We start from the raw sequence: 11,335 nt of genomic DNA on the forward strand, positions 1-11,335 counted from the left end.
TGGCAAGGAAGCAAAAAGCGATAGTGGAAATGATACGCATTGACAACATTAATCATCCTAAGAAGAAAGTCTTGTTTCTTGGTTATGACCAAACACAGACAACCATCATTGATGCACTCATAGCCAATGAATGTGCGGTCGATCATACTCAGGATATCATTGACACTATCTCAGGCTATGACTATGTAATCAGTTATGGATATGCCCATATCCTTAAACAAAGGACACTCGATAGTTTTGGGTGTCCTGTATTTAATTTACACATATCTTATTTGCCATATAATCGTGGTGCTCATCCAAATTTTTGGTCGTTTTATGACAATACTCCTAGTGGTGTCACGATACATTTAATCGATAGTGGGATTGACACTGGCCCTATTGTGCAACAACGATACGTAAATTTTAAAGCGTCTGATGACACTTTTGTGAAGACACATGCCGTGTTAGAACAAAACATGGAGGATTTGTTTCTTGAATTCCTCCCATCGATGCTCAACGACACATGGACAGCTAAAAAACAAAGGGGTAAAGGAACGATCCACTTTGTGAAGGATTTACCACATAATTTTTCTGGATGGAACGCAAAGATATTTGACGAACTTGAAAGATTAGATCTCGAAGGATTGAAGTATGACACCAAATAGTATTGTGATTAACGCAAGGGAAATTTCTCGTGAAAAACCTCCATACATAATTGCGGAGGTGTCAGCTAATCACAACGGCTCGATAATACGAGCTAAAGAAACCATTCTAGCAGCCCGAAACGCTGGGGTTGACGCAGTTAAAATCCAAACGTATACACCCGATACCATGACCATTGATGTCCAGAAGTCGGATTTTCTGATAGAGGATGGACTATGGAAGGGACGGTCTTTGTATGATCTGTATAGCGAAGCATATACGCCTTTTGAGTGGCATAAAGAACTTTTCGCTTATGCAAATGAGATTGGAGTAACACTGTTTTCTTCACCGTTTGATGAAACTGCTGTGGACTTGCTTGATAGCTTAGATGTACCAGCTTTTAAAATAGCCTCATTCGAAGTGGTCGACTTACCTCTTATTAAGTATATAGCGAAAAAGGGTAAGCCGATACTAATGTCAACGGGCATGGCTTCGTCTGATGAAATTGGTGAAGCACTAGAGGCAGCCAAATCTGTCGGAAATAACAATATCTTGTTGTTTCATTGTATCAGTAGTTATCCAGCGCCTTTGTCTGAAGCAAACTTAAACATGATTCCGCTTCTACAGAAGGAATTTAAAATTCAAGTTGGCCTCTCTGATCATACCGTGGGTAATCTAGCCAGTGTACTGGCGACTTCAATTGGCGCGACTGCCATAGAAAAACACTTCACGATAGACCGATCTGATGGTGGCGTAGATAGTAGCTTTTCGCTTGAACCCAATGAAATGAAAGCACTAGTCAATGCAACAAAAGAGGCATTCCAAGCGCTAGGGCCTCAATCATTTAGTCGTGCAACAGCTGAAGATGGTAATAAAGTTTTTCGTCGCTCATTGTATTTTGTTGAAGATGTCAACGAAGGAGATGTCATCACTAAAGAAAGCGTGAGAAGAATTCGTCCTGGGTTTGGTCTAGCTGCGAAATATTATGATCATGTCATTGGCTCGACATGTCTCATGCCCGCCAAAAGAGGTGATAGAGTAACTGTTCAGCACTTCAACAAAGGAGGCACTAAGTGAATTTGTTAGTTGTCTTATCACATTTAATGTCAAAAAATTGTGTATTAGGTGAGGAGTCTGCTGCGCGAGCTGATATGGCAATCAAGCTATTTTCGAGTAATGAATTTGATAAATTAGTCACACTAGGTTGGGACTATCGTGGTGATTGTGCTACACCCATTGCTGAAGTCGTTAGCGATTACATCGTACACAATTCAGATATTCCCAAAGCGTCAATCATAGTTATCAGGGAGTCACGTGATACAGTGGGTGATGCGCTATTCTGTTTTGATTCCCTGCACAAAGAGAAACTAAAAAAAGTGACGGTGATTACATCAGATTACCATGTAGAAAGGGCGAGTACTATTTTCACTCATGTCTTTAGTAAAGCTGTTTCAATCGAAGTCTATGGAGTGCCTACAAAAGCAAACTTCGATTCAGAAATTTTGTTCCATGAGCAACAATCACTAGAAGCTTTCCATCAAACATTCAAAGGCGTTGATTTTTCATCTCGAAGTGAGATGTTTAAAGTACTTAGCGAAAAACACCCTTTCTATAATGGTCAAATCCATCCTAAAATTTCTTGTCCATGAGTTAATGTCCCTTCAATTAGATAACGTTAAGCCGTCACTCTAGAAAGTTACCCTAAGCACCAACCCATAAACCAATTCATGGTGCAGATTCACCATAAAAAACTTACACAGTCGTCCAAACTACCTACTTTGCTCAAAAAATGAATGCGCTTACATTTTACTGTTATTTGTTCTATTATGTTGTTTGTTAACATTTTTTTAATAAGTGGTATGTATGTTTTTGAATAGAAAACAATCTCAGTTAGTCGGTATAAGAATAACAATAATCGATGACGCAATGGGCAAGAGAATGAGTACAAAATTTTTAAAATCATTTTTTCAAATGCTTTTATGTGTATTAGCGATAGTGAGTATTGCTGCATGTGGTGGCGCTGGTTCCTCATCACCTGCGACACCCACTCCGACGACGCCAACAACACCTGCACCAGTAACTCCTGTTCTTTCCGATTTTATGTTTATGTCGAGTACAAATTCTGGTGTTTCTGAAACTATCAGAGCGGAGATCAACGATTCCACTATTTTTATCAGAACTCCAAAAGTCATGGATGTGAGTAATCTAGTGGCTACATTCGTGTTCAGCGGGGCGAGTGTTTTGGTCGGGGATGTAGAGCAAGTATCTGGCGTGACGGTAAACGACTTTACTCAACCTGTAACATACACTGTGCGCAATGCAGCAGGAACGGGTAAAAACTACACGATTGAATTAATGCAATTTACCGGTTTACCTGTGATCAATCTGACAACAGATAACGGCAATGATATTACCAACCGCGATGATTACACGACAGGAACCGTCGAAGTTTTTGGCAACGGTGTTGTTAGTGATTTAGACAATATGGAAATGGAAATAAGAGGCCGAGGAAACTCTACATGGGGTATGCCCAAAAAGCCCTATCAAATGAAATTAGCTGCAAAGCGCGAATTTTTGGATATGGAAAATGATAAAAAATGGTTATTTTTGGCTGAATATGCAGATAAAACCATGCTGCGCAACAAAATAGCATATGAATTAGGTTATCTAAGCGCGCTTGATTGGACGACTGATTCAGAATTTGCTGAAGTGTTTTTAAACCGAAATTATATCGGGACTTATCATATTACCCAGAAGGTTGAAGAGGGTGGAGACCGAGTCGATATTGGTGATGATGGTTTTTTATTAGAGATAGACCAGCTAGACCGGCTCGATCCTGATGATGTATATTTTGAGACAGATACCTTTTTAATCAATATCAAAGAGCCTAGCTTGGCACAAGGAGATAGTCAGTATCTGTATATCTCTCGTTTAGTTCACGAGTTTGAGCAGGCGCTATATGGCAATCAATTTGCTGATCCGGTAAACGGTTATCAAAAATATATTGACCTAGATAGTTTCATTGATTGGTATTTAATTAGTGAAATAACCAAAAATGTAGACTCTCGATCATTTTCTAGTATTTACTTTCATGTTATTCCTGGGGAAAAAATTAAAATGGGACCCTTATGGGACTTTGATTTGTCCTTTGGTAATGTCGATTATGCAGATCCTGAGTTTCCAGAAGGATTTTGGATAAAGCAAAACCCTTGGTATGAACGTTTGTTTCAAGATCCTAATTTTGTGCGTCAGGTCCAAGAACGCTTTGCTTACTATGATGAAAATCGAGATTTCTTGTTAGCAAAAGTCGATGAATATGCAGATAAATTGCGTTATGCCCAAGCTGAAAATGATGCTAGATGGCAAACTATTGGCATCTATGTCTGGCCAAATCCAGTCGTGCTGGATACTTATGAAGCTGAAGTCGACAGGTTAAAATCTTGGTTTAATACGCGTATGGATTGGCTGGATAACGCACTTAATCAACTATAAAAAATAGACCGAAATAGCCTGATTTTTCATACAAAACGTCGATTATTGGGCTTATAGTTCGAGTTTTTTGAGAATTTATAGGCTTTTTTCTGTTTTGTCACATATAAGTAGGTAGAATAAATTAAACCACCTAAATTCGGCCAACATGAACTCAAATCCAACACAAGAACAACTCTGGTTTTTACCTTTGGGAGGAACCGGAGAAATCGGCATGAACATGAACCTTTATGGGCATGCTGGTGAATGGTTGATGGTGGATTGTGGCCTGACATTCAACGCTCCGATTAATCCTGAATTTGATAATGATGAACGGGTGACCCGTCACCCCTTAGTGAGTGCTGATCCGACTTTTATTGAAGACAGAAAAGATGCATTACAGGGGATTATCATTACTCATGCACATGAAGATCATGTCGGCGCAATCCCTCACCTTTGGCAACGCTTTAAAAAACCTATTTATACAACGGCTTTTACTGCAGAAGTCCTAAAACGTAAACTCTCTGAAACTGATTTTGCTGAGGAAGTCCCGATTGTCATTGTTGATCACAAGGCACGTTTTTGGATTGGTGCTTTTGAATGTGAATGGTTGGGTATCACACATTCAATTCCTGAGCCCTATGGTTTGGTGTTGCGCACCTCTGCTGGCAGTGTGTTCCACACCGGTGATTGGAAGATTGATCAACAGCCGGTGGTGCACTCAGTGATGAATGTCGACCATTTTAAACAGCTTGGTAATTTAGATATTACCGCGATGGTATGTGATTCAACAAATGCGTTGAAATCAGGATTTAGCATTTCTGAAAGCCAGTGCGATATAGGTTTGTATCACTACATAAATAGTGCACCGAAACGTGTTATCGTGACGTGTTTTGGTTCTAATATAGCGCGTTTAATTACACTGGCTAGAGTCGCAGCACGTACAGGGCGCTATATGGCGTTATACGGTCACTCTTTAAAAAATATGTTGGCCGTTGCGCGTCGGACTGGATACTGGCCAGATGAATGTCAGGTTATTGATCATAGACATACTGGGTATCTTCCTAAACACGAAGTCCTTGCTGTTGCGACTGGTTCTCAAGGGGAGCCTAAAGCTGCTCTTGCACGCATGGCCAAACAAAACCATCCACAAGTCGAATTGGATGCTGGCGATAGGGTCATTTTTAGTACGATTGTTATACCAGGTAACGAAGAAGCGGTGGCGAATTTAATCCTGCGTTTGGAGGCGATGCATGTAGAAGTCATCCAAGCACAAGACAGTGCTTTACCTATTCATGCGTCAGGCCATCCTAATGAGGAAGAGTTAAAGCTGATGTATCATTGGGTACAGCCCAAAATAGCTATCCCTACCCACGGTGAACCAGCACATTTAGCTCGACATGCACAGATTGCCAAAGAGATGAAAATTCACTCTCAGTTACTTGGCAGAAATGGCGACCTTTATCAAATAGCACCACAAACAATGGTTAAACGCGGGTTTGTAGCTGCTAAGCGCATTGCGATTAAACGACCTCGCTCATAAGAAACGTAGTTGTACACCTAAGCCGATGCGCTGTTGATGACGATTATAGTCAATCATCGAATCGCCATAGCCGTTGAAATATTGCAACATCAAGTTGTAACGCTGGGCAAATGGGTAAGATAAGTTTAATTCAATACTACCGCGATTATCAGACATATCTAAGTTGTTTCTCAAGCGACTAAACAACTTAAAATCTTGGCCTAGACGCACTGCAAAACCGAGCTCTATACGACCAATATTATCTAATATATCGGGATTATCATCACCAAAAGGATCGTTGTCATCGAGCTTTTTATCTTCTGGTAAGCGATACCAAGTCCTGAGGTAATAAGCTGCGTTTTGACTGCTAAAAAAAGTAGTCAAAGTCAACCGATTCCAACTGCGAGAGAAGATCCCTGTTTGTCCATTTGACTGGTGGTTAATACCAAGAGCTATCGAATTAAAGCGCATATCAAGTGCACTGAGATTCGTTTGCCACTGATAAAAAACTTCAGGCTCATAGTTAGTCTCACGAAAGGGTTTAGATAATTCATCGTTGTAGACTTGCCAAAAAGACACCAAAGTAAATCCAAAAAACAATCCACTATCTTTTTTCTGGGTGACCCAAATTGGCATTTTTAAGCTAATTTGGTATTTGGCTTCGAAGTTATCAATTTCTTGATTATTGGCGGTTGGTAAAGAGATATCATTGGGGTTGGTCACATAGCTCAGCGGTAAAAGATAATTTTGTCGATATTGTGAAATGGCAAAGGGGTTATCTAGTAAACGCTGTTCGATGATCTCTCTTTCATCAAAGATAGACGGTGCTTTGGGATTGTCTAAAATATCCTCATAGGTGTCGACTAATGACTTTGTAATGCCAGAAAGGGGTTTTTCTTGGGCAAAAACTGGGGGGCACACTATAAAAAGAGTACAGAATAAAACGCACTTTAGAGAAAAAAATTGACATACACTAACCACTTTTCCATGTGAATAATTTTAGCATAGCAGAGTTAATTTATTGAGAAGCATGAATTTGAGCTAGCTATAAAAAAACTAGCTCAAGTTTATATCGTTAAGCGCAGCTTGAGGTGCTATGCCTACAACCATTACAACGATGTTAAGAAATCCACTAAATTATCAATCGACAACATACTCTTTTCACCTGTACGGCGATTTTTGTACTCTACTTCGTTGTTATCCAGATTGCGTTCCCCGATGACGATTGCGTGAGGAACACCCACTAACTCCATATCGTTGAACATGACACCCGGACGTTCTTTACGATCATCAAATAACACTTCAACACCCTGTGCTAGTAAATCGTCATAAAGTTGTTCTGCGACTTCTTTGATGCGATGAGACTTGTGCATATTCATTGGAATAATAGCGACTTTAAATGGTGCAATAGCATCAGGCCATTTTATTCCATACTTGTCATGGTTTTGCTCAATGGTAGCAGCCATGATTCGCGATACACCGATGCCATAACAACCCATAGTCAAGGTTTCGTGTTTACCTGTTTCAGATAACACACCACAGTTCATTGCTTTGGAGTACTTGTCACCTAATTGGAAGATGTGACCAACTTCGATACCACGTTTGATTTCTAATGTGCCTTGACCATCTGGTGACTTATCGCCAGCTTCAACGTTGCGTAAATCAAACTCTGTAAATTCACTAACATCTCTTGACCAATTCACCCCAGTAAGGTGTACATCATTTTCATTTGCCCCACAGACAAAATTAGGAATAGTCGCGGCAGAACGATCAGCTATCACCGGAATGGCCAATCCTACCGGTCCGATAGAGCCGAAATTACAACCTAATTGTGCCTCTACTACAGTTTCATCCGCCATAGCAAACGGAGTACCAACTAGAGGATGTTTTTCAGCTTTAATTTCATTCAAAGTATGGTCGCCACGCAGTACTAATGCGACCAATGGTGTGTTGCCATCTTCATCGGTAACACCATAGACGATCAATGTTTTGACCGTTTTCTCTACGGGGATATTGAGGAAGGTGGATACATCACTAATCGTTCTCTGTTCAGGAGTCGCGACTTTCGTTAATTCGGCTTCTGCTTCTGCAGGCTGTGTAATCGCTAAAGCTTCAGCCATTTCGACGTTAGCGGCATAATCTGAAGCATTGGAAAATGCGATATCATCTTCACCAGAATCCGCTAATACATGAAACTCATGTGAGGCCGAACCACCGATCGAACCAGTATCTGCGATAACCGGCCTGAAATCTAGCCCAATGCGCTCGAAGATTCGACAATACGCTGCGTACATTTTGTCGTAAGTCGTTTGTAAACATTCTTGGCTCAAATGAAAAGAGTAGGCATCTTTCATGGTAAATTCACGACCACGCATAATGCCAAAACGTGGGCGTACTTCATCACGGAACTTAGTTTGAATTTGGTATACGTTCAAAGGCAGCTGCTTGTAGCTAGATACTTCGTTACGGACCAATGCAGTGACGACTTCTTCATGGGTCGGACCCAACACAAAATCACGGTGATGACGGTCTTTGATCCGTAAAAGTTCAGGGCCATATTCTTCCCAACGTCCTGATTCTTCCCATAAATCTGCAGGTTGTACAACTGGCATGAGAATTTCAATCGCACCAGCTCGGTTCATCTCTTCACGGACAATGTTGGCGACTTTATTTAATACGCGTAGACCTGTAGGTAAATAATTATACAGACCAGATGCCACTTTGCGGATCATGCCGGAGCGCAACATCAGTTGATGCGAAATGACTTCTGCATCAGCAGGTGTTTCTTTTTGGGTAGATAATAAATATTGAGAAGTACGCATATTGTTAGGTGAACCTTATCTTATAAAGGATGTTTATTTGCGACGTATTTTAGCATAAGTCGCACGATGAAAAAGCAGAAAATAGTCTATAGAAAAGACCTAGTCAGTAATCTCTATGACTTCTGCCACATTATCTCTTACTTGAAAATGCACGTCTTTATCATACAGGGCAATATGATAGGTTTTGTTGGGATGATTAGCGGTAAAACCGGCTTCAGAATGAAAGGCTGGACGTGGATCTTGACTGAGTACCGTTTGGATTATGCCCAGCAGATCTGGATACATTGACTGACACGCTTTGATGTGTGTTTGAGCTGCTACAGAGAAGTGTACTTGCAAAATTTCAGCAGGTGCTTCAGACGCAAATTCACTGCTTGCTTGGGGGCAAATATCGGCGTACGGGATGTATGGCTTAATATCCAGAATGGGTGAACGATGGAGCATATCCACCCCATAAACGGTTAATGTTGTTTGCTGACGTTGTCTGACTAGCTCACCACGTTTTACTAATGTCATCCCAATATTGTTAGGGCGAAAAGAGCTGCGAGTTGCAAAGACACCTAACTTAGTATTTCCGCCCAAACGAGGGGGGCGAACCAGAGGACTAAAACGTTCAGTCGCGGCAGCATTGGCATGAAATAGGAAATAAATCCACAAATGGCTATGCGCTTCAATCCCACGAAAGGCATTCATATCATCATAGGGAGTATTAAAGACGATTTTTCCTGGGATTTGGCTCAGTGCTATGCCTTGGCGAGGGATCCCAAATTTTTCAGTAAAAGGCGTTTGGATATGACCAATCGGTTCAATCTGATAGGTCATAAGCTTGTTGTAAATGGTTTTCGAAAAACGCTATTCCCAAAGCATTCGCACGAGCGATATTCGTTTCAGGAATATTGTGCTCACTAGCCATATTGTCTAATACCTGAGATAAACTTGCTTCTCGTAATATGTGTAAAATGGGGAAGGGGGCGCGATTCGTATAATGACTCGGCGCATCCACGGGTTCCCCATCAAATAAATATTCAGGGTGAAAAGACGCAATTTGGTACACACCTGTTAATTTTTTATCTTCTAAATAGACATTTGCAGCATCTAGCAAATCCAGATATTCATAAAAAGAAAGGCGTTTGGTATCAATGATACATAAGGTCGTTTCGATTTCTGAATGAGCGTCTAGAATATCGATTTCATTGATGAAGCGAGCAAGTACCTCTGCCGGTTTGGTCGAGGCTATTGTGGAATAGCGTATGGCATCTTGTTGAAAAGGTTTTTGCGCAAATGGACAAAAATTTTCACCAATCACAATTTCTGCCAACCAATGTTTTACAGCAATCTCAGCTTTGCTTTGCATAATATTCTCGTGTGTTGTGCAGTGAAAAACTAACATCTAAGATTTTCACTGCGCCAATCGATATCAGTATGGGGAATTACAGCCCGCTGTATTTAACGTAAGCTTCTAGTGTATTTTCAATCAAACTAGCGACTGTCATTGGGCCAACACCTCCTGGAACAGGCGTAATCCAGCCCGCTTTTTCTGATGCTTTAGCAAATTCGACATCACCCACTAAAGAACCATCTTCTAAACGGTTGATACCTACATCAATGACAATGGCCTTGTCTTTAATCCATTCACCTGGGATGAAGTTTGGTTTACCTACAGCAACCACTAAGAGGTCTGCACGTTGTACATGTGCTTTTAAATCTTGAGTGAATTTGTGACAGGTGGTAACCGTACAGCCTGCTAGGAGTAATTCCAGCCCCATTGGTCGTCCCACAATATTTGAAGCACCGACAATCACTGCATCCAAGCCTTTAATGTTGCGCTTGGTGGATTCAATCATAGTCATAATGCCTTTGGGTGTACAAGGACGTAAGGCAGGAATACGTTGAGCTAAACGGCCTATGTTGTAAGGATGAAAACCGTCGACGTCTTTGTGCGGATGAATGCGCTCCAAGATGAGTTCTGCATTTAAACCTGCCGGGAGAGGAAGTTGTACCAAGATCCCATCGATTTCAGGATCTTCATTGAGTGTATCAATTAAGGTCAAAAGCTCGTCTTGTTCAGTGGTTGCCGGTAGGTCATAGCTTTTTGATACAAACCCGACTTCATCACAAGCTTTACGTTTATTATTGACATATACCTGAGACGCTGGGTCCATACCAACTAACACAACAGCCAGACCGGGTGGGCGTTTGTTCGCTGCCGTTGCTTGTGTGACATAAGTGGCGACATCCTGTCGTACAAGTTTTGAAATGACTTTACCGTCGATGAGATGCGCTTGCATGGAGAGATAACCCTTGTATAGTACTGATACCTATATTGTTTCACATAGAAGCAAATTTGCCAAAGTATGAACGATGTTTATTTGAAATAAATCCCTTAGCTGTTTAATATCTGTTCAGGAATAAGGTTATTTTGTGAAATAAGTGAATTTACGTCAAAAAGCGATTGACCAAATGCGTTCTACTCGGTAATATTCGCGCTCCTTGTCGGTGAGTGGCGCAGCTTGGTAGCGCACTTGGTTTGGGTCCAAGGGGTCGTAGGTTCAAATCCTATCTCACCGACCATTATTCCCAGTTCTATTGTACTCAACAATAATTTCGATATGCCCACTGCGAGGGCGTAGCTCAGCTGGATAGAGCATCCGCCTTCTAAGCGGACGGTCGCAGGTTCGAATCCTGCCGTCCTCGCCATTCGAGACATCCTCGTTAAAACTATCTTTATGACTTCAGCACATGTTTAATTTAAGCAGGGTGAGAACCGTAGGTTTGACTATTTTGCATGGAGCAAAATAGCATTGCGCGAAGGCGCACTGCGTAGCAGCGAGGGCAGGAGCCCGAGATAATCCTGCCGTCCTCGCCATTCGAGACATCCTCGTTAAAACTATCTTTATGACTT

The 11,335-nt window shown here is 41.3% G+C and carries 10 protein-coding genes and 2 tRNA genes; 7 read left to right on the forward strand and 5 right to left on the reverse strand.

The window, feature by feature from the left end:
* Positions 1-29: 29 nt before the first annotated feature.
* From NLF92_RS06320 to NLF92_RS06340, 5 genes are all read left to right on the forward strand, one after another.
* Positions 30-644, forward strand: a complete 615-nt coding sequence (locus NLF92_RS06320) for a formyltransferase family protein (protein WP_254099943.1) — start codon at positions 30-32, stop codon at positions 642-644.
* Positions 631-1,698 (forward strand): pseudaminic acid synthase, encoded by a 1,068-nt coding sequence (gene pseI / locus NLF92_RS06325; protein WP_254099946.1) that lies wholly within the window; start codon positions 631-633, stop codon positions 1,696-1,698. The genes NLF92_RS06320 and pseI overlap by 14 nt, the downstream gene beginning before the upstream one ends.
* Positions 1,695-2,270: a YdcF family protein gene (locus NLF92_RS06330; protein WP_254099948.1), complete on the forward strand. Its 576-nt coding sequence runs from the start codon at positions 1,695-1,697 to the stop codon at positions 2,268-2,270. Before pseI ends, NLF92_RS06330 begins: the two co-directional genes overlap by 4 nt.
* A gap of 289 nt (positions 2,271-2,559) precedes the next feature.
* Complete coding sequence (locus tag NLF92_RS06335) at positions 2,560-4,113, forward strand: CotH kinase family protein (protein WP_254099950.1); 1,554 nt, start codon at positions 2,560-2,562, stop codon at positions 4,111-4,113.
* A gap of 145 nt (positions 4,114-4,258) precedes the next feature.
* On the forward strand, positions 4,259-5,632 hold the full coding sequence (locus NLF92_RS06340) for a ribonuclease J (protein ID WP_254099952.1): 1,374 nt from the start codon (positions 4,259-4,261) through the stop codon (positions 5,630-5,632).
* Here the strand turns inward: NLF92_RS06340 and NLF92_RS06345 are convergent.
* From NLF92_RS06345 to folD, 5 genes are all read right to left on the reverse strand, one after another.
* Positions 5,627-6,532, reverse strand: a complete 906-nt coding sequence (locus NLF92_RS06345; RefSeq protein ID WP_254099954.1) for a phospholipase A — start codon at positions 6,530-6,532, stop codon at positions 5,627-5,629. The genes NLF92_RS06340 and NLF92_RS06345 overlap by 6 nt on opposite strands.
* 188 nt (positions 6,533-6,720) lie before the next feature.
* Positions 6,721-8,433, reverse strand: coding sequence for a proline--tRNA ligase (locus NLF92_RS06350; RefSeq protein ID WP_254099956.1), 1,713 nt, complete (start codon positions 8,431-8,433; stop codon positions 6,721-6,723).
* A gap of 99 nt (positions 8,434-8,532) precedes the next feature.
* The gene (gene tsaA / locus NLF92_RS06355) at positions 8,533-9,255 is read right to left on the reverse strand and encodes a tRNA (N6-threonylcarbamoyladenosine(37)-N6)-methyltransferase TrmO (RefSeq protein WP_254099958.1); all 723 of its coding nucleotides are present in this window, start codon (positions 9,253-9,255) and stop codon (positions 8,533-8,535) included.
* Positions 9,239-9,787: a DUF1415 domain-containing protein gene (locus NLF92_RS06360; protein WP_254099960.1), complete on the reverse strand. Its 549-nt coding sequence runs from the start codon at positions 9,785-9,787 to the stop codon at positions 9,239-9,241. The genes tsaA and NLF92_RS06360 overlap by 17 nt, the downstream gene beginning before the upstream one ends.
* A gap of 76 nt (positions 9,788-9,863) precedes the next feature.
* Positions 9,864-10,721 (reverse strand): bifunctional methylenetetrahydrofolate dehydrogenase/methenyltetrahydrofolate cyclohydrolase FolD, encoded by an 858-nt coding sequence (gene folD / locus NLF92_RS06365; protein ID WP_254099962.1) that lies wholly within the window; start codon positions 10,719-10,721, stop codon positions 9,864-9,866.
* 206 nt (positions 10,722-10,927) lie between these two features.
* Here folD and NLF92_RS06370 point away from each other — a divergent pair.
* Together NLF92_RS06370 and NLF92_RS06375 are read left to right on the forward strand one after the other, a co-directional pair.
* Positions 10,928-11,004: transfer RNA gene (locus NLF92_RS06370), tRNA-Pro, on the forward strand.
* A 49-nt stretch (positions 11,005-11,053) separates the two neighbouring features.
* Positions 11,054-11,130 (forward strand) — tRNA-Arg (locus tag NLF92_RS06375).
* Positions 11,131-11,335 lie beyond the last annotated feature (205 nt).

This window comes from Opacimonas viscosa, from assembly GCF_024199005.1.
Taxonomy (GTDB): Bacteria; Pseudomonadota; Gammaproteobacteria; order Enterobacterales; family Alteromonadaceae; genus Opacimonas; species Opacimonas viscosa.

Bases quoted from the DNA above. Each gene is read 5' to 3' on its own strand.
- NLF92_RS06360 (WP_254099960.1), bottom strand. From the start codon at position 9,787: ATGCAAAGCAAAGCTGAGATTGCTGTAAAACATTGGTTGGCAGAAATT.
- tsaA (WP_254099958.1), bottom strand. From the start codon at position 9,255: ATGACCTATCAGATTGAACCGATTGGTCATATCCAAACGCCTTTTACT.
- NLF92_RS06350 (WP_254099956.1), bottom strand. From the start codon at position 8,433: ATGCGTACTTCTCAATATTTATTATCTACCCAAAAAGAAACACCTGCT.
- NLF92_RS06340 (WP_254099952.1), top strand. From the start codon at position 4,259: ATGAACTCAAATCCAACACAAGAACAACTCTGGTTTTTACCTTTGGGA.
- pseI (WP_254099946.1), top strand. From the start codon at position 631: ATGACACCAAATAGTATTGTGATTAACGCAAGGGAAATTTCTCGTGAA.
- NLF92_RS06335 (WP_254099950.1), top strand. From the start codon at position 2,560: ATGAGTACAAAATTTTTAAAATCATTTTTTCAAATGCTTTTATGTGTA.
- NLF92_RS06320 (WP_254099943.1), top strand. From the start codon at position 30: ATGATACGCATTGACAACATTAATCATCCTAAGAAGAAAGTCTTGTTT.
- folD (WP_254099962.1), bottom strand. From the start codon at position 10,721: ATGCAAGCGCATCTCATCGACGGTAAAGTCATTTCAAAACTTGTACGA.